Source organism: Vibrio sp. 10N.261.45.E2 (assembly GCF_002875705.1).
In the GTDB taxonomy this organism is placed as follows: domain Bacteria; phylum Pseudomonadota; class Gammaproteobacteria; order Enterobacterales; family Vibrionaceae; genus Vibrio.
In genome coordinates this window covers 117,447-136,721 of the sequence record NZ_MCZZ01000150.1, presented here as the reverse complement: position 1 = coordinate 136,721, position 19,275 = coordinate 117,447, and the positions used below count along the sequence as shown (strand labels likewise).

Here is a 19,275-nt window from a genome sequence, read left to right as displayed (position 1 = left end):
AATCCGCGATGAACCTTTTTGGTTTAACAGTGCGTATTGAGTTTAGCGATGACTATCAAGAACCATTACTTTGAAATTGGTTTATAAAATGAGACATGTGGCCATATCGTAATAAATACTTACTATACTGATGAGTATAGCGTGTTAAGGTGTTGATTCATCAGTTTTGTAAATAAGTAGTTGGAGTTACAAGGTGTTAACTATGAATATGAACCATACCAGGAGTCCGGTTCGTCAAGCCGTATTAGGACTTTTAGCGCCATTGATTTACACATCAAGTGTTATGGCGATGGAAAACACGGTCGAAAGTACTCCTGATGTGGGTTTAATACCATACATTGTGAACGGAAGCGACGCTTCAGTGACGGAATTCCCTTCAATGGCGAGTTTGTTCATCGATCGAATTGACTATGATGGTGTTTATTCAAAAGGCCCTTACTGTGGTGCGACTATCTTAGATAATTACCATATCTTGACAGCGGCGCACTGTATTTACGGTGATGAAAGTGCACAGCTGTTTACCGTGGTTATACCGCAATTGGAAGATACTTCTCTATTTCCTAACGGAAACATTCCAAAAGTACGAGTATCAGAGGTGTATTACCGAACTGATTATTCAAACAGTATCAATCAGCTGTTAAGAAATGACATTGCGATTTTAAAGTTAGAAGCTTCTCTCAACCTTCAATCTTCTGCTGAAACTGTTATTCCGCAATTTGATACATATCTTAATGCTGCGAATGATTTTGTTGCAGTTGGTCATGGCGACGTAGAAACGGGTGTTGAGGGTACAACATTACTCCAACAAGTTGACCTTGCATATGTTGACACAGCGAACTGTAAAGCTGTCTTTGGTCCGTTGATCACAGACAAACAAATTTGTTTTAATGGTGATGGACCTAATAACGGTTTATACGGTGGTACATGTCAAGGTGATTCTGGCGGGCCTGTATTCTGGAAAAGCGGCTCGACTTATGAGCAGGTTGGTATAACCAGTTTTGGACCGGCTACTTGTGGTGCGAGCATCGGTGTTACATCAGCCTTTACTGAGGTATTTGATTATAAAGATTGGATAGCTGACGTGACTAACGGGTCAATTGATAGTACTGAAACAGTCCAGCTTTCTGCAACAGAGGCTAAACGGGCTGCCTATTCAGGTTCAGGCGGTAGCGGGGGGAGTGTCTCGTTTGGATTGATTGGTGCGTTGATGTTACTGGGTGGATATAGAAGAGTGATGTCTCGTTAGATACTTACACCTTCATGTTAGTTAAACAACGGACGGTCATTCACTGTGAATGGCCGTTTTTTGTTTTGTTTTGTTCTTATAAGCCACTAAGAACTGGGTGTGACTCGTCGATATCAAGAGATTAAATGCATGTCCCGGTAAGCGCTTTTCTACTGTATTTATCGATAATTTTATCCATCTCTATGATTGCTTTGTTGATACTTTGAATTCCACCTTGCGCAACACCTTTTTCGTTTTGATTCAGAGCAGAAAAAGCCAGTTTCAACTCTTTCTCTTCCAACATACTTCCATGCAGCAGCACTTCTTTGTAGGTGAGTAGCCTATGTTGTACCGCGTTAATTTCTTTGCGAGCATTGTCCGTTTCTAACGCATGCTTAATGCAAGGAAATGCTAATTTATAATGATTCGCAATTTCCAATATGACGTGTTTATTATTCGCAATATGCAATTTATCTAATTTCCTAACACTCGATTATTCTAATTAACTAGCCTGTACTTTCACCACTAACATCAGTGTGAAGGTTTATGAAACGTAACGTTTTTTATCAAGCGAATAATATGTCTTTGATGACATATGTAAACCATTGCAAGTCAATATGGTCTGCTTCTTGCTCGATTTAGGTCATAACTGTCTTTTGAGGATGAGCTTATGTCACAAGAACCGATAATAATGGCGCTGATTGAGCGTAGGAAGCAAGCCCACTTGTCCCAAGAAAAACTAGCCTCAAGCGCAGGAATGAGTTTAAAAACATATCAAAGGATTGAACGTGGCGAGGCTGATATCAAGATGTCTCAGTATCGTTCGATCACTAGAACTTTGAAAGTGACAGACTTAGATGTGGTACTTGATATTGTTGGCGCATCACAAGCAACAGCAGAAGATGTGGCTGCTGTCAGTCGTTTACTGACCAGCGAAGAGCGCATGTTATTGATAAAATTGATTTTGTCGGTAAAAAAGAAGCACTGATACTTCTTTGAAAAAACAGTGAAACGGATCTAATTGTTGGTTAAATCGACAGGTGTTTCCTAGGTAATGTGTTTACTGAGAGCACTAAGCTATCAGTTCACTCTTCCACGCAGTTGTTTGGTGGTACTTCTTTGTTTCTTATTTTCCAAGCGTCTTTTCTGAGAACCACGCGTTGGTTTGGTTGCTCGTCTTACTTTCTGAACTTTCGTTGCTTCTAGGATCAGTTCTTTTAAACGCACCAAAGCATCATCTCGGTTTTGTTCCTGCGTTCTATACTGTTGCGCCTTAATGATAATCACGCCATCTTTAGTGATGCGGCTATCTTTGTGTACGAGGAGTTTTTCTTTATAGAAGTCAGGTAGGGTGGAGTGTTTGATATCAAAACGTAAATGTATCGCGCTCGATACTTTATTGACGTTCTGACCGCCAGCTCCTTGTGCTCTGATCGCACTTAACTGGAGTTCCCAGTCTTGAATCGCAACAGAGTTAGATATTTGTAACATAAACATCCATTTTGAACGGTAATATGGAGTCATGATACTGAATATTGGTTATGGTATCAGTAACTTTATTAAAGAGTGGTAGTAGTAATGAAAATAGATTTGACGGCATATGAAGGTTTAATCTTTGATATGGACGGTACGTTGATCGACACAATGCCTGCACATGTAAAGGCGTGGCAGCAAACGGCTGAAGAGTTTGGCTTTCATTTCGAAGCGTCTTGGCTGCATAGCTTAGGTGGTATGCCGAGTTATAAAATAGCGGGTGAGGTGAACAGTAAATACGGCTTATCGCTCGACCCACAAGCGGTTTCTGCGTTTAAAATGGCATCGTTTGCAGCTATTGAAGACAAAGGAGACGTTATCCCTTGCACTCATTCTCTGTTGTTAGAGCATCTAGGTAATAAGAAGATTGCAGTAGGCACTGGCAGCCAACGCAAAAGTGCTGAACAGCTATTAGATAAGACAGACATCTTGAGTAAACTCGATATCCTTGTGACTGCAACGGACGTTAAGCATCACAAACCAAATCCTGACACTTTCTTAGATGCGTGCTTTGGTATGGGATTACAGCCAAAACAGTGTGTTGTGTTCGAAGACACGAACCTAGGCAAGCAGGCGGCTCATGCTGCGAACATGGATTGTATTCTGGTAGTAGACGGGAACAAGTTAGAGTTCTATCCAGCACCGAAATGATTGAAAAAATTTGGGCTATTACATCGCCAAACAGATAGCCTAGCGGAACAATATTGATTTTCTGTTAGGCGATTTCACTCATTTCGCTGTCTAAGAATAGGCATACGCTGTTTCGGCCTGCTGCTTTGGCTTCATAGAGTGCTAAATCAGCGCACTTGTAGTTGAGAGCAGGATCGTTGGTGAGGTTGGTGATCCCGCCACTGACCGTCACTATGTTGTCGAGTTCAATACTGACTGCGATTCTCAATCTGTTAAGCACATATTCTGCTTCTTGGGTTGTTGTATGAGGCAGAATAACCCCAAACTCTTCTCCACCAATACGAGCTACAAAATCAGTTTCTCGACATTCGCGCTGTAGCACCTGAGCAGCGGTTTGAATGACTCTATCACCATAATCGTGGCCAAACCTATCGTTGATGCGTTTGAAGTGGTCGATATCCAAGATCGCCAAGCAAGACTGTTCGCGAGTAGGGTAACGATTCACACGAGAGCATTCATCTCGCAACTCAAGGTCAAACTTACGGCGGTTCCAACACCCAGCCAAGGCGTCTTTTTCGCTGAGGTTTCTCAACTTGTTTTCTAGCTCTTTGTGTTTACTGATATCAACAAATGAAGCGACATAAAACTGAATCACACCTTTTGAGTCTTTAATGGTTTGGATTCGTAGTATTTCCGTGATTAACGAACCATCTTTACGGCGATTAACTACTTCGCCTTCCCACATGCCTTTCTGTTTGATGATGCTCCACATTTTGATGTAGAACTCTTGGTTGTAGCGACCAGAGGCAAACATTGATGGTTGGCGACCTTTTACATCTTCTAATTCGTAGCCACTCACGCGGGTAAACTCTTGGTTTACTTTTATGATTCGGTTATTTCTGTCGGTAATCACCAAGGCAGACATACCATTCATCGCAGCCTTAGCAAGTTGGCTTTCGATACTGTTCTTTTTGTGGTTACTGTTCCACAACACAAAACCTGCGGAGATCATCGAAATCAGGAAGGATAAGGCAATGATCTGAACGTAAATCGCTTGTTTTTCTTGTTTATATTGACTGCTGAACTGTTGATTTTTGATGTGAAGGACCATGTAAATAGGGCCTTCAAACTGCTTTATCTTTGGGCTGATGTCTGAGTGAAAATACCAGTTTTTGCCATCAAAGTAGCTAGAAGAGGTGTTGTCTTGAATGGCTTTCCAAAGTTCTGGATAAAGCTTTGCGTAGGTTTTATCTGAACGAGATTCAATAAGGTGCCCAAACGATTCTTCGATGTCAGGGCCCATGATGACATGCCCAGTTTTGTTTAGAATGATTGGAACAGCAGTGGATGTACCTATTTGGTAGTGAAGGCGCTTGTAAATCTCAAGCATGTTTAGATTGGCAATGAAGTAACCAATTATTCGATTCCCTTCAGCGACTGGCGTCATAATGCGAAGCGCTGGCGTTAGAGGGTGGACGATTTCTCCATTTTCCATTTCAAGATCAATGCCTCTCGAGCTAACATCGCCAATCTCCATTTTTTGTAGCATCTTAAAGTAATCACGAGAAGATTTGTTCTGCAGTTCGTTCTGTGGAACGACAGTTGCTTGACCATCTTTGTAGTTAACGCGGAACACCTCGTTGCCTGCTAGGTCGAGATAACGAAGTTGGGAATAGTATTTTTGACCACGGGCTAGCATCACCCAAAGATCTTGAAGTGTTTCTTTATGAATAATAGAAGGTTCTTGAATGGCACGAAGTAGGGTTTGAGAATCAGCAATGGAAGGAACAGAATTTGAGATTTGCTCAACAATAACAGCGAGTTCGTGAAAGCTGTATTCGATTTGGTTCTGACTAGATTGTTTGATATTTATCGTATGCTGGGCTTCAACTCTGTCAAGTTCAGAATTGATGTAGAGGGCAGGGACTAGTCCTAGGGCAAATATGGTGCATAGAAATTGGCTTACTAGTTTTTTTATACTCGTATTCATCACTGTCCTCAAAGAATCAGCGCAATACTATATATTTTATGGGGTTTTTAATGTGATCTTAACCCAGAACTCAAAACAAGATTTGCATATTACTATGGTTTAAGTGCAACTTTTTGCAATTGGGCTTGATTGTTGAGCAATCACCTCAGGTGAAATGACTGCTCAACATATAAATGGTGGTCTAAAGTAAGAGCCAGTTTAATCGCGAATTTTTGCAGTTTACCTAGTTTTTTGCAGTTTACTTAGCTAAGGCCAATGATATTTCCAAATTTATCAATATCTAACGACATGAATGCTGGTTTGTCGGGTAGACCGGGCATGGTCATTACATTGCCGCACAAAGCGTAAATGAAGCCGGCACCAGCACACAGTTTGAGCTCTCTAACCGGTACATCAAATTGAGTTGGAGCCCCTTTTATGTGAGCTTCTGTTGAGATCGATAGTGGTGTTTTTGCCAAGCAGACTGATAGGTCGCCGAAGCCATGTTGTTTAAATTCTGCTAGTTGTTGCTTCGCTTGAGGAGACAAGGTGACACTCGCGGCGCCGTAACCGATTTCTGCAACCGCCATTAGCTTTTCTTCTAGGCTTTGATCAGAATGATACAGAGGCTTAAATTCACACTCTTTTTGGCAGGCTTTTACCACAGCGAGAGCCAACTGAGTTGCGCCTTCGCCTCCTTGACCAAATGCCTCACTTACTTCAACGCTAACGCTTGGGTCAAAATCGGTGATCATCTGTTTCAGAGCATTTAACTCTTCAGATGAGTCTTGTGGGAATCGGTTGATCGCAACGACAGTAGGCACACCGTATTGCTTAACGTTGTTGATGTGCCATTTAAGGTTCGCAAAGCCAGCAATAAGCGCATCTTGGTCATCATTAAAGATTGAATCTGGTAACGGAGTGCCCGGTCTTAAATCGTATAAATCAGAGTTAGCTTTTAGCCCACGCAATGTTGCGACAACGACAGCACAATCAGGCTTCTTATTCGAAGCTTTCACTTTAATGTTGCACGCTTTCTCAAAGCCCATGTCTGAGCCGAATCCACCTTCAGTTACTACAAAGTCACTCAGTTTTAACGCTATCTTATCGGCAATTATTGAAGAGTTACCATGTGCGATGTTTGCGAAAGGCCCGGCGTGAATTAGGGTAGGGACGCCTTCAAGGGTTTGCATCAATGTTGGTTCAATTGCATCCTTCATCGTCACAGTCATAGCGCCTGCCACGTTGAAGTCATCTGCGGTTAATGGCAAACCTTGTTTGTTGTATGCAAGTACCACTCGTCCAATGCGCTTTCTTAAATCTTGAAGGTCATCAGCTAGAGCAAGAATCGCCATCAGCTCTGAAGCGGCCGAGATATCAAATCCATCTTCGCGCTCAAAGCCATTAATTGTTTTATCTGCTTCGTTTTTGCCAACTGTGATCATGCGTAAAGCGCGATCATTATGGTCAAGTACACGTCGCCAAACGATTCTACTTGGGTCGATATCCAAAGCTTTTAAGCCTGAACGCGCCTCAAAGGCTTCTAAACCTTGACGCTGTTCATGATATAAACGTGCATCAATCGCTGCAGAAGCGAGGTTGTGAGCGGCTGTTACAGCATGAATGTCGCCAGTTAGGTGGAGGTTTAACTGGTCCATCGGCGCAACTTGAGAGTAACCACCACCCGCAGCGCCGCCTTTTACACCAAATACTGGGCCCATTGATGGCTGGCGAATACAGGCAACAGCAGATTGGTTAATCTTCGCTAGGCCTTGTGCTAATCCGATAGTGGTGACAGTTTTGCCTTCACCAAGAGGTGTTGGTGTGATGGCCGTTACCAAGACTAATTTGCCATCTTGTTGGTTGGCGAGGCGTTCAAGTGATGTGAGAGACACTTTAGACTTGTATTGCCCTAATGGCTGATGCTCGTTGTGTTGCAGGCCAGCTTGTTTGGCAACCTCACTGATGTTTTTAAGGGGAGTAGAGCGACAAATATCAATATCAGACAGCATATTTGATCCTTATATCAGAACCGAAAGGTGGTACGTAAACGTTTGCGTGGCGATAGTACTGTATAAATTTGCCAAGTAAAGGCAAACCACACGAATTATGTGCTGGAAGATAACAGATCTAAAGAGTCATTGCGCGAGATCAAATCTTAAACGAGCAAAATATTCGAACTGATTACCTTCAACTGCAGTTACATTGGTGCTGAATACAAAAAGGGCTGCATATAGCAGCCCCTTTAGGAATGGGTAATCTAACTAGACATTAACCTTAAAGAGTTAACGACCTAACATGGTGATTAGCGATCCCAGTATGTTTCTTCTAAGCTATCTTCGCGTTCAGGTAGCGCACGAGAAAGGCGAGGAGAGTGCTGAGTCAACACTTCGTAGCTTACACGGTTTGCGTACTTACAAATTTGAGACAGTGAAGAGTAAGTTAGACAAGCATGCTCGTGTTTCTCTGAGTTTGGTACATTCACGTGGTGGTAGCTGTTTGCTGCCATGTCGTGAAGCAGTGCAGAAAGTGCACCATCACCCGCACCATTTGTGTTCTTAATCTCAAGTGGACCACCAAGGTAAGGGCCAATGTGAGAGTACACTTTTACTGGGTCTTTACAGTCTTGCTTACGCATTGCACGGCTGAATTCGTATTTATTGAACTCAGGAATGTTACCCGGTAATAATGGCAGTGTTGTTTCACGTTTCGCTGGCTCGTCAGTGTAACCTGCCATGTATAGGCCAATAGGACCAGCGGTACATAGAACTAGGTCAACCCACTCAAGTGCTTTGTTAGCAGCCAATAGAGGATCTTTTTCACCCGTTAGCGCTTCACCTTCGTCTTCGTTCATCGCGACGATGGTTACGTTTTCTTTCAAGTATTCTTGCCACCATTCCGCGTTACCTTCGATCACATATTTAGTACCAAGTGTGAGTACAACAGGCACATTGTACGCTTTTGCGTATTCAATCGCTTTTTGTACCGCTTTTGGCATTGGATCTTCAGGTTTGCCACGCATTAGGTATGACGACACAACCAATGCAGAAGCTTTCTCAAACACTTTTTCAGGAATGCTTTCTGGAAGTAGTTGGTTCATGTGGCCTTCATTGATTGCAAACGTACGTTCGCCATCTTCAGAAATAAGCGTGTAGCAACGACCAATTGGACCATCAACAGTTTGAAGGTGGTTTAGATTCATACGAGAAGAAGTGCGGCAAAGGTAACGATAACCAAATGAGCCAACTTCAATCTTCTTAGACATAACGCCAAGCAGTACAGATTTGCTGTCTGCAAGTACGGAATAGTTGTGCAGTGTGTTGCCAATAGTATCGCCAGGGTATTGATGTGTGATCAAACCGCGCTCAACTAACTCTTCATACAGCGCATCTGCTTTACTTTCTTCCAATACCAGTGAGTGACCTTTACTCAGCTCGTATTTTTCTAGGAATTCGTTGTCAACACGGGCTTCGATATCAACAATCGTTTGGCCAACACCGACAATTGTTGCGCGGTGAAGCTTAGGGGTTTGTTGAATTTGGTTGACCAACGGATCACGTGCGTGAGTTGGAAAGTAGTGCTTAGATTTACGCTGTCCAGGAAACTTCATATGAAAAATACAGTGAAAAAATTTTGCCGCATGATATCACATTTTGTTTCTGTTTCTTTCATTTTTATTACATTTTGAATCACCTGCACAATGTCTGTACAGGTGATTCGGCTTACTTTTCGCTTGTCAGCATTTGCACCGGCTATTCTGCTGGAACGAGTGTAGCTGGATCTACGTAAGCCTCGGTGCCCCAAAGTGGAACGGTTGAAAGGCTATGTTTGAAACTGCCTTCTGTTTCTTTGGTAGTGTAAGACAAGTAAAGCAGCGACTGATTTTCCGCATCATAAATACGGCGAACCTTCATTGTTTTGAAGAAGATACTTTTTGATTGCTTGAATACCACTTCGCCTGACTTACTCTTGTCTATTTGAGCAATCATTTCTGGTGTGATTTCACCTGTTTGACGACAAGAGATTGAGCTATCACTTGGATCAGAAAGGCTAAGGTTTGCTTCGATTGATGCGATATGACAGGTAACACCTGAGATCTTATCGTCATCTAATGAAGACATCTTGATATCCTTCATGGTGAAGAAACCCAATGAGACGTCGCCAACCTCGTTGTCCGAACAGCCAGCTAACATTGTGATGATGCCTGCTGCTATTAAGGCTTTTTTCATAAGAAGTCCTTTTTATTTATATAGTTCTGTTTACTATAAGGAGTTTGAAAGCTTGAATACGAGTGTAGAGCTTTTCGTTAAGTTCTTAAAGGATGTTGTTGGATAATGAAAAAGATGAAGCATTTAAAGTACTTGTTGGCCTTGGTTATGCTCTGTATGCTCTCTGCTTGTAGCTCGGCACCTCAGCCGACCGTATGCCTTCCAAATAACTGCGATATTTGGGGATACTAACTGTAGGTACTAAAAGAATGAATAACGAAATACCTGAAATTGCACACAAGAAAAACCAATGGCTGTTTAGTCAACTCGATATTGCTTACCCCGCAAAAGAGAGCCTCCTCGGCCGTGAACTGTATCAAAGCAAACTCCCTTCCAAGTCATACCAACTCCTAGCACCAAACCAAACGCCTTCCCAAATTGACGAACTGCATAAAGTCGATTTCCATAAATTGACCGTGTTGTTTTCACTTAACCAAGCAAGCGTTTACCAAGATGAAGCCGAAAGGGCGCACATGCTTGAGTTCTTGAGCCAAATTATGCTGTGCGACGAGCATGTTTTATACATTGGCACTCAAAATGGTGAAGTGGTGGCGAGCGCTATCGTCACAGAAGCAGAAGATTCCCTATTGATCTCGGATGTCGTTTCTGGAAATGGTCAAAGTATCAACGACTTTGCTAAGCAGTTACATGATTTTTGGGCACAAGATCATGCTTCTTGCGATAAAGTATGGATCGAGAACTAAAGATTCTTTGACAAAGCGTTAATCTAAGTACAATACCCCGTCTTATTTAAAGGGTATTGTATGTACAAGCTATTGATATCAATCGCTGTATTGTGTGTTAGCGCTTATTCTTCGCTCAGTTTTGCTAACGACTGGGATATTAAGCGAATCCTAGTTTTACACTCATACGAACCTTCTTACCAATGGACTGCTGACTTCCAAAAAGGGATAGACAGTGCGTTCGACCAGTCTCAAACCGAAGTTAAACTCTCAATCGAGTATTTGGATTCAAAGCGCGTCCACAGTACAGAATACCACGACTCTCTCGCGAACTATTTACGTGCGAAATATGCGGGTTATAAATTTGATGGCGTAATCGCAACAGACGATAACGCGGCCAATTTCCTTGAATCTCTGCCTAATTTGGTTGCTCGCTCAACGCCTGTTGTGGCTGCCGGCATCAATGATTTCAGTACCGATATGTACGCAGTATCTGATAGAGCAACCGTACTTTATGAGAACGATCAGATAGACGTTAATATCAAGCTAATCAGCAAATTAAGACCTAATCTAAAGAATCTCTATTTTATAAATGATTACAGTGTCACGTCTGAGTTGATTCATAAAGAAATGAATCGAATGATAGCTCAGTTTCCAAATATCAATCTCGTAGAAATTCGCGACTTGTCGCTGGAGCATACAAGCCAGTTTTTAGAAGGGATCTCTGCGGACGACGCGGTATTGCTCAGCCATTACAACACTGAGTTGAAACAAGGGGTTTACCACACCTACCAAGAGATTGCGGATATCTTATCTAAAGCGAGTGCTGCGCCAGTGTTCGCGTTGTGGCAGTTTTATATTTCGGGCGATGTTCTCGGTGGTTATGTGAATCACTCAAAAAGCATGGGTGAAGAAGCGGTTGATGCGCTGGATAAATACCTTCCTCTCGGTTTTTCAGAGCCTTTAACTCCAGGAGATAACAAGCGTTTCGTGTTTAATTACCCCGCAATGAAACGATACGGTATTAGTGCCAACGCATTACCTGATGAAGCGGTATTCATTAACGAACCTTCTTCCTTTATTCGCAAAAACTTCCAGTTATTATTGGGACTGTCGATGGTTATTGTAGGCTTGAGCCTGATTATCTTGATGCAATTTGTCACCTTGCGCCAAAAGAAAGAATTGGCCAATAAGAACAAACGAATCTTAAAGCTTCAGAAACAAACCTTAAATATTCAAAAGGATATGATTCATGTTCTCGGCGAGGCTATTGAAACCCGCTCTGGCGAGACTGGTAATCACGTTAAGCGTGTCGCTAAGTTGTCTGCATTGCTTGCTAAGTATCGTGGTTTGAGTCATCGCGAAGTTGAAATGATAGAGATCATCAGCCCGATGCACGATGTGGGTAAGATTTCAGTACCTGAATCAATCTTGGATAAACCAGGGAAATTAACCGACCAAGAGTGGGAGGTGATGAAACGTCACACTACTGCTGGCTATAACTTATTGAAAAGTGGAGCGGGCGATATCACCAACCTGGCGGCAATTATTGCCAACGAACACCATGAACGCTGGGATGGCGCTGGATACCCAAATGGTAAAATGGGTGATGAAATTCATTTGTTTGCTCGTATTACCGCCGTAGCCGATGTATTTGATGCATTACTTAGCGCTCGTTGCTACAAAGAACCTTGGCCGCTAGAGATGGTGGTCGATTTGTTTGAGCGAGAGTGTGGCTATCAATTTGATCCTCAACTAACCAAACTCCTCTTAAATCACTTGCCCGAATTTGTCGCTATTCGAGACTCGTATCCCGATACCGGAATAGCAGAACATATGTTTGAGCCTTCGATTGAAACTAAGGTGCTCGAAGGAGCAGCCGCAAGTTAATTCATAAATCACTCAAATGGTCGCTTTGCGTCTACGATTTTATCCACTCGTTATGTTCCGATTAGTAACAGTGATTTATATTTTCCTCTGAAATTAAGACATTTATGTAAACCTCGCAGTATTTGTTTTTGTAGAATCTGGGGACATTTGATGAAAACTGTTGCTTATGTCGAGTGATAAAGTGATCAACTCCATATTTCGCGAAGAGAAATAAGCTTGTGTCCGCAAACTGTTACTTCAATCATCCCGCGCACCGAAAGAACACTATAGGATAAAACTTGGATTCAATCTGAGTGAGAGAGCTATGCGGTTAGAACAAACTAAATGTGTTATTTTCGATTGCGACGGAACACTTATCGATAGTGAAAAGCTGTGCTGCCAAGCTTTGGTGAACGTTTTCACTGTCTTTGGGGCGAAGTTAAACGTCAACGACTGCTATGCGCACTTCCAAGGCGGGAAGTTGGCCGACATCTTAATGGATACTCAACAGCGTTTAGGGTTATCTATCTCGATTGATACCCTTGAACCCTTGTACCGCAATGAATTAGAAGCATTGTTCCAGCGTCATTTAAAGCCGATGGACGGCGCGATTGAGCTTATTGAATTCCTAAAACAACAAGACATCGAATTTTGTATTGCTTCTAATGCACCGAAATCTAGAGTTGAATCATCACTTGCGATGACGGGGATGCTAGACGACTTCAAAGGCAAAGTATTTTCAGCGTTTGATGCCAATAGCTGGAAGCCAGAACCTGATCTCATTATGTACACGGCCATGAATATGGGGTTTCTACCCAATGAATGCATCTACGTGGATGATACGTTGAAAGGGATTGAGGCTGGCGTTCGAGCGGGTATTCAATCATTTCGATTACGTCCAAGTATCGCGGAAGCTATCGTAGATCCTGATGCCGACTCAGTAGAACTCGCGGCTCAGGATATCTACAGTTTAGAAGAGATCTCAGTTTGGATTAATGGCAAGCACTGCTCAAATGGTGGTATACCGAATTCTGCAGCTTTGGTGGGGTAGAACCTAGTTTAAGGCTAACTACCTTACTGAATTGTTTGGTGTGAAAACCGCAAGATGCACAAGTAAACTTTTCTCCGCTTTCTGAAAGCAGATACTCGTCGTGTTGGCATAAAGGGCATGTAATGTCGTCGGTGTTTGGTGCTTCTGTTTTATTCATTATGTGTCACCTGCAGCAAGAGGGTAAGCGAAAAAAAGACCCGTTTAATTAGATTACCTCTAAGCTCGAATATTAGACAGTTCTGACACTTCTTAATCTCTCCTTTGCGACTTGCTTCATGGTAATTGATAATGTCATCGTTATTGACCATGATTTCTATAATGTTATTAACGCAAGTCAAAAAAAAGGACCCGTTACGAGTCCTTATTAGTTTTTTTCAATTCACGCCACTAGTTAGCTCGCCCGTTGAGCCTTAAGTGCGGTATCTTGCCAACGTCTGAGACAGAGAAACCGACGCTTCTGTTAGCCTAGATACACCATTTGAAGAGTTTTGAGCCACTTCTTTAATCACATCAGATTGACTGCGAATATCGTTAAGTTCTGCTGCAATGGTATTGGCTACGTTGCTTTGCTCATCAGCCGATGTAGCAATCTGGATACTCATGTCCATCAGCGCTTGAGCAGAATCTGCAATCGAGTTTACGTCGTGACCAATGTTCGAAATCAATTGGCTACTGGTTTGCGCTTGATCAACCGTTTGCTCGGTGATCTTCGCAATATTTTGGCTCTCTTGCTGTAAGCGCTCAATCATCGCTTGGATTTCAACCGTAGCCGACTGAGTGCGACTTGCAAGCGTTCGTACTTCATCCGCAACGACAGCGAAACCACGACCTTGTTCGCCTGCACGAGCCGCTTCAATCGCTGCATTCAATGCAAGTAGGTTAGTTTGTTCTGAAATAGCGTTGATCGTCGTGATGACTTCGTTAATTTGGCTCGTGTTTACATTCAAGCTAGTCACTGAAGATGAGGTTTGCTCAATCAAAGAAGAAAGGGTAGTGATCTCTGAAATTGCTTGTTGAACCTTCGCATGGCTATCGTTAATTTGTTGAGCATCTTGCTCTGTCTGTTCTGTTGAACGTGCAGAGATGTTAGAGACTTCATTGGCTGACGCTGTCATCTGATCCATTGCTGTCGCTACAGAGTCGAGAGACGCATTCTGGCTCATGATTTGTGTTTCGCTGCGCTTCATCTCTGTTTCGAAAGAAGCCGATGTTTCACTTAGCGTTACTGCGCTGTGGTTGACGTTGTTGACTAACTCACTGAGCGTGTCCATTGAACGGTCGAGAGCACAACCAATTGTGCCAAACTCATCGCGACCAGGGTGGAAGCCAAGGCGTGACGTTAAATCACCGTCGCCAATCTTTTGAGTCGTGGAGTAAAGAACCCATAGTGCGCCGCCTAAGAAAGTAGCGACCCAGTAACAGAAGAGCCCAAAAGGCACACACCATAAAAAGCTAAGGAGTAAAGTGTACAGTGCTTGCTGCTTTTGATTCTTTATATCGTTAGTTGTAACGGTAAGTGAGTAGTAGTTGCCATCCTGGGCCATTGCCGTGGCTGTTACCGAACCATTGTTGGAAATTGTGGTTTGTTGAGGACGTGTTTGCTGGCTAACAGAGCGAACAGATGCAGGGGAATCTGATGCTGATAAAATGCCTTGCAGTTGATATTCGACCTGCTGTTTCGCGCTTGCGTCAATGTGTTCCATTTTGTTGACGTAGTTGAGACCAGCGAGGCTTGCCACAGCGGCAAAAAAGATTAAGAAAATGACAAAAAACTTGTCGTTGATCGACATTTTGATAAACAGTTTGTCTATCGTTCGAAATTGTACTTCTTTCATAAAAACTCCACGGTAAATCCTTTACCGTGGACTCTAAATAACCGACCTCAATAAAAATGTGATTTCAATCGACTAATTGTGAAAAGTAATGATAGCAACATATCGTTTATGAGATCTCAATCAAGTATTTTTATTCTCTATGGGTTTATTAGCCCAAAGAAGGCAGTAACCCTACTGAAATAAGAATTTGAATAGCAATGATAAAAACGCCAACACTACCCGCTAAAAACAACGCTTTGCTGCCACCTAACACTTGGTAATTGGCTTCTTCTGATTGCGGCTTTACAGAGAAATCGGTGTAACGAACCTTGTAGACCATCACTGTTGGTAGAAGAATCGCGAGTACTGAAAGTGCAATCGCAGCATAGCCTAACGCCATAATAAAGCCTTGTGGATAGAACAGGGCAAAACCGAGTGGCGGTAAGAACGTGATAGCGGCAGTTTTTACACGTTTTGCGTTGCCGAGTTTCTTGCTCAGTGAGTCGCCCATGAATTCAAATAAGCCCAAGCTCACACCAATGAACGATGTAAGTAGTGCAAGGTCCGCGAACACACCGACGATAACGCTTAAGTTCGACTGATGAACGGTTTGCGATAATGAAACTAATAGCGCACCTAAGCTTGTATCAGACAACAATTGCTCTTGGCTAATCACACCCAAAGTAACACTTTGCCAGAAAACGTAGATAACCAAAGGCAGTGCCGAGCCAATAATCATTACCTTGCGTAAAGAACGAACATCGCCATCTAGGTATCGAACGATCGATGGGATGCTGCCATGGAAACCAAAAGAGGTGAACACAACTGGGATCGCCGCAACAATCAGGCCTTGCTGTAAAGGCATACTCATTAGGTACTGAGATGAAATGTTTGGTGCTAGAAAGCTGAGTACCAACACCATTGCGACTAGCTTTAAGCCAAATAAGACGCGGTTAACTTTATCAACACTGTGGGTACCGATTGTAACAACGCCGGCAACTAACAGAGTAAATATAAGCGTGGTGATTTGACCATTGAGTTCGATACCCGCGATATCCGAAATTCGTTGGTTAAATTGCGCACCGCCACCTGCTATGTATGCCGCACATAGAGCGTAGAAAAGAAACATAACGGCGAAACTCGCAATCCACTTTCCTTTAGTTCCTAAAATGGTGTGAGCCAACGTGTGTAGGGTTGCGTCAGATTCTGCGAACTGGTGAAGCTCTACCATTAATAGAGCCGTAAAAGCCATTAACGCCCACAAACCCAGCATCAAGAAAAGTGAAGTTGAAAAGCCAATACCTGCGGAAGCAAGTGGAAGAGCGAGCATGCCAGCACCAATGGTTGTGCCTGCAATGATCAAAGTACTACCAAAAACCTTTGATTTATTCATTGTATATAATTCTTTACATTAAGGTGTGTTTTCATTGTTATTCTTCTAGCTTAAGCGCATAAACCCAAAGAATATCTCGATTTCGAAGTATTCTGATTGAGTTTAATTCCAAATGCAACGCTTGATGTAATTAAAAATATCCACTGTAAATATATATTTACAACAGGTGGTGCGAATAGCAATAAAATAACCAAAGCAAACGTTTGACCATGATCGACTTCAAAATTTGTAGAGTAATTTGTTGTACTTGGTGTAAGGTGGCAGTACATATGTCGTTCGCGTATACCCCTTTAGCGTAAGAAAGTGCTAATGATCGCGAGTAGCTGTAAGCTATAAATATGGGATGGGTAGAGTAGAGTGCGTTCATCAAAGTGACATAATATAAGTCCAAGATGGTGCACTGGTTAATCGGACATCATGTCCACATCAAGGAATAGAGGGGGCACAATGAGTGACCAATCTTATAATGACGAAAGTCTAGAGTTGTTAGATGCTATGGAAATTGGCATTGATTTGTCTGACTATGAACAGGCAGTTAAACAATTAGCCGAAGAACTTTTTAAGTCTTCGAACTAAGCTTTAAAATCTTTAACTCGAGCCTTTAAATTAAAGTACTCAAACGAAAGGTTTTTTAAGCCAAATGTGTTGTTAGCTAAAGTTTCTCAAAGCACGCAATTCTAAATTGAGCAAATTTCATTCGCTCACATGTCATACCAAAACTATCCTCATTAAAGTTCGCGAAGATAAACGAGTACGTTTACCATGTTACTTAGCTCTCGATACTTTAATGAGGTTCAATGAACTTTCTCGCACACCTTCACATCGCCAAGCACTGTAACAGCAACTTAGCAGGGAACCTGCTCGGTGATTTTGTTAAAGGCGACCCCAGTAAACACTATTCTGATTCACTTTCCGACGGAATTAGGCTTCACCGATTCGTCGATAGTTATACCGATCGCCATGAACTATCTCGTTCTGCAAAATCGCTTTTCTCAGACCACACAAGACGCTTTGCACCGATTGCACTCGATGTATTTTGGGATCACTGCTTAGCCAATCATTGGGCTCAATATTCGCAGCAGACATTAAAGCGTTTTTGTTTCGATAGTCATCAACAGATCTTTGAACATCAAGAGCCACATTGGCCAGAAAATTTCGTTATGGTTCATCAAAAAATGGCCGAGCATAGATGGTTAGAGAGTTATCAAGACATGTCTTCAATAGAGGTGGTATTGAAGCGAATGGCGTTGAGAAGGCCCAAGCTTGGTATGCTTGAGGCATGTTACGATGACCTAGAGCGTCACTATAATACGTTGCAGTGTCACTTTGACGAGTTGTATCCTACGTTTTATTAGAAGCGAAGCAGTTTAATGCGCTTCAAATGAAGAAAAATCAAAAGGAAAGGTAAACAGCGTAATGCAGGTTTGCTACAATCCGCGCCTATTTAATCTTTGAGCATCATACTATGTCTGAATCTACAAAATCTTTTAACCAACTAGGATTATCTGAGCATCTTCTTGCCACGCTGTCTGAGCTTAACTTTACGGCTCCTACCAGTGTTCAAGAACAAGCGATTCCATTGGTGTTAGAAGGCAAAGATGTACTGGCGGGTGCTCAAACAGGTACAGGCAAAACGGCTGCATTTGGTCTACCGATTATCCAAAGATTAATCGAAACTAAAGACAACGTGATTCCAAACCCTAAGTTAGTTCGTGCATTGGTGTTAGTACCAACACGTGAACTCGCACAGCAGGTGTTTGACAACCTCACTAGCTACGCAAAGGGCACTGACATTAAAGTGGTTGTAGCGTACGGCGGCGTAAGCATGAAGGTGCAAACGGACAACCTACGCGGAGGCGCAGATATTCTTGTCGCGACGCCTGGTCGTCTTATCGATCATATGTTCACTAGAAACATCATGTTGAGCCAAACAGAAGTGTTGGTGCTAGACGAAGCAGACCGTATGTTGGATATGGGCTTCATGCCTGACATCAAACGTATTCTTTCTCGCATGAATGAAGTTCGTCAAACGCTGTTCTTCTCTGCAACGTTCGATAACAAAATCAAAGCGATTGCACATCGCATGATGCAGAAACCAAGCGAAATCCAGGTTACGCCAAAAAACAGTACCGCTGAAACTGTAACTCAGATGGTTTATCCGGTAGATAAATCGCGTAAAAGTGAATTATTAGCGTATTTAATTGGTTCAAAAAACTGGCAACAAGTGTTGGTGTTCACAAAGACTAAGCAGGGCACTGATGCTCTAGTTAAAGAGCTTAAGTTAGACGGCATTAAAGCGGCTTCAATCAATGGCGACAAGAGCCAGGGTGCGCGCCAAAAAGCTTTGGACGATTTCAAATCAGGCAAAGTTCGCGCGTTGATCGCAACCGACGTAGCAGCCCGTGGTATCGATATTCAGCAACTAGAACAAGTGGTGAACTATGACATGCCATACAAAGCTGAAGATTACGTTCACCGCATCGGGCGAACTGGTCGAGCGGGCAACAGCGGTTTAGCGATCTCGTTGATGAGTCAGGATGAAGCTTACCTACTGGGTGACATTGAGCGACTATTGGATACGCGCTTGCCTCAAGAGTGGCTAGAAGGCTTTGAACCAAGCCTTGAAAAAGACCTTGCATCCGATCGTGGTGGTCGTAGTAAGGGACGTTCTGCAGAAAAACGTAAGATGAAAGCAAAGCTTAAGATTCACCAAAACCGCGGTAAAGCACGTCGCTAATGGTTAATTATTTATAGTTATTAACTAATCGTAGTCTAATGTTGGTCATGTTTGCTTAGAACAATTAGACCAAACATACACATAAAAACGCGCCGTTACAGTT

16 protein-coding genes and 1 pseudogene are annotated in these 19,275 nt (G+C 42.6%); 9 read left to right on the top strand and 8 right to left on the bottom strand.

All coding sequences use genetic code 11. The features are described 5' to 3' along the window. The first annotated feature begins 202 nt into the window (after positions 1-202). The gene (locus tag BCT34_RS20420) at positions 203-1,246 is read left to right on the top strand and encodes a trypsin-like serine protease (RefSeq protein WP_076651267.1); all 1,044 of its coding nucleotides are present in this window, start codon (positions 203-205) and stop codon (positions 1,244-1,246) included. A gap of 121 nt (positions 1,247-1,367) precedes the next feature. On the opposite strand, the gene BCT34_RS20415 is transcribed toward BCT34_RS20420, so the two are convergent. After that, the gene (locus BCT34_RS20415) at positions 1,368-1,694 is read right to left on the bottom strand and encodes a hypothetical protein (RefSeq protein WP_076651268.1); all 327 of its coding nucleotides are present in this window, start codon (positions 1,692-1,694) and stop codon (positions 1,368-1,370) included. A gap of 201 nt (positions 1,695-1,895) precedes the next feature. On the opposite strand from BCT34_RS20415, the gene BCT34_RS20410 reads away from it, so the two are divergent. After that, positions 1,896-2,213: a helix-turn-helix transcriptional regulator gene (locus tag BCT34_RS20410; protein ID WP_076651269.1), complete on the top strand. Its 318-nt coding sequence runs from the start codon at positions 1,896-1,898 to the stop codon at positions 2,211-2,213. Positions 2,214-2,305: 92 nt separating this feature from the next. Here BCT34_RS20410 and arfB read toward each other — a convergent pair whose 3' ends face one another. Then, the gene (arfB, locus tag BCT34_RS20405) at positions 2,306-2,716 is read right to left on the bottom strand and encodes an alternative ribosome rescue aminoacyl-tRNA hydrolase ArfB (protein ID WP_076651270.1); all 411 of its coding nucleotides are present in this window, start codon (positions 2,714-2,716) and stop codon (positions 2,306-2,308) included. Positions 2,717-2,803: 87 nt separating this feature from the next. Between arfB and BCT34_RS20400 the strand changes: the two genes are divergently transcribed. Further along, positions 2,804-3,409, top strand: a complete 606-nt coding sequence (locus BCT34_RS20400; RefSeq protein ID WP_076651271.1) for a beta-phosphoglucomutase family hydrolase — start codon at positions 2,804-2,806, stop codon at positions 3,407-3,409. A gap of 64 nt (positions 3,410-3,473) precedes the next feature. Here the strand turns inward: BCT34_RS20400 and BCT34_RS20395 are convergent, their stop codons facing one another. From BCT34_RS20395 to BCT34_RS20380, 4 genes are all read right to left on the bottom strand, one after another. After that, complete coding sequence (locus tag BCT34_RS20395; RefSeq protein WP_076651272.1) at positions 3,474-5,378, bottom strand: diguanylate cyclase; 1,905 nt, start codon at positions 5,376-5,378, stop codon at positions 3,474-3,476. Positions 5,379-5,620: 242 nt separating this feature from the next. After that, the gene (locus tag BCT34_RS20390) at positions 5,621-7,369 is read right to left on the bottom strand and encodes a formate--tetrahydrofolate ligase (RefSeq protein ID WP_076651273.1); all 1,749 of its coding nucleotides are present in this window, start codon (positions 7,367-7,369) and stop codon (positions 5,621-5,623) included. Positions 7,370-7,662: 293 nt separating this feature from the next. Further along, positions 7,663-8,967, bottom strand: a complete 1,305-nt coding sequence (locus tag BCT34_RS20385) for an inosine/guanosine kinase (protein ID WP_076651274.1) — start codon at positions 8,965-8,967, stop codon at positions 7,663-7,665. Positions 8,968-9,109: 142 nt separating this feature from the next. Then, positions 9,110-9,586 carry a CreA family protein gene (locus BCT34_RS20380; RefSeq protein WP_076651275.1) on the bottom strand — a complete coding sequence of 159 codons (477 nt, stop codon included), beginning with the start codon at positions 9,584-9,586 and terminating at the stop codon, positions 9,110-9,112. 248 nt (positions 9,587-9,834) lie between these two features. On the opposite strand from BCT34_RS20380, the gene BCT34_RS20375 reads away from it, so the two are divergent. The 3 genes from BCT34_RS20375 (at position 9,835) to BCT34_RS20365 (ending at position 13,228) form a co-directional block, all read left to right on the top strand. Then, positions 9,835-10,329 (top strand): hypothetical protein, encoded by a 495-nt coding sequence (locus BCT34_RS20375; protein WP_076651276.1) that lies wholly within the window; start codon positions 9,835-9,837, stop codon positions 10,327-10,329. A gap of 60 nt (positions 10,330-10,389) precedes the next feature. Beyond that, positions 10,390-12,198 carry an HD domain-containing phosphohydrolase gene (locus BCT34_RS20370; protein ID WP_076651277.1) on the top strand — a complete coding sequence of 603 codons (1,809 nt, stop codon included), beginning with the start codon at positions 10,390-10,392 and terminating at the stop codon, positions 12,196-12,198. Positions 12,199-12,502: 304 nt separating this feature from the next. Continuing rightward, on the top strand, positions 12,503-13,228 hold the full coding sequence (locus BCT34_RS20365) for an HAD-IA family hydrolase (protein ID WP_076651278.1): 726 nt from the start codon (positions 12,503-12,505) through the stop codon (positions 13,226-13,228). A 410-nt stretch (positions 13,229-13,638) separates the two neighbouring features. Here BCT34_RS20365 and BCT34_RS20355 read toward each other — a convergent pair whose 3' ends face one another. After that, positions 13,639-15,063, bottom strand: coding sequence for a methyl-accepting chemotaxis protein (locus BCT34_RS20355; RefSeq protein WP_076651280.1), 1,425 nt, complete (start codon positions 15,061-15,063; stop codon positions 13,639-13,641). A gap of 148 nt (positions 15,064-15,211) precedes the next feature. Continuing rightward, entirely contained in the window at positions 15,212-16,435 is a 1,224-nt protein-coding gene (locus BCT34_RS20350; protein ID WP_076651281.1) for an aromatic amino acid transport family protein, read from the bottom strand. 447 nt (positions 16,436-16,882) lie between these two features. Between BCT34_RS20350 and BCT34_RS24770 the strand changes: the two genes are divergently transcribed. The 3 genes and pseudogenes from BCT34_RS24770 (at position 16,883) to BCT34_RS20340 (ending at position 19,172) form a co-directional block, all read left to right on the top strand. Then, complete coding sequence (locus BCT34_RS24770) at positions 16,883-17,011, top strand: hypothetical protein (RefSeq protein ID WP_261901426.1); 129 nt, start codon at positions 16,883-16,885, stop codon at positions 17,009-17,011. 221 nt (positions 17,012-17,232) lie between these two features. Continuing rightward, a pseudogene (locus BCT34_RS20345) lies at positions 17,233-17,843 on the top strand (ACP phosphodiesterase). 57 nt (positions 17,844-17,900) lie between these two features. Then, entirely contained in the window at positions 17,901-19,172 is a 1,272-nt protein-coding gene (locus BCT34_RS20340) for a DEAD/DEAH box helicase (RefSeq protein WP_076651283.1), read from the top strand. The last annotated feature ends 103 nt before the right edge of the window (positions 19,173-19,275 follow it).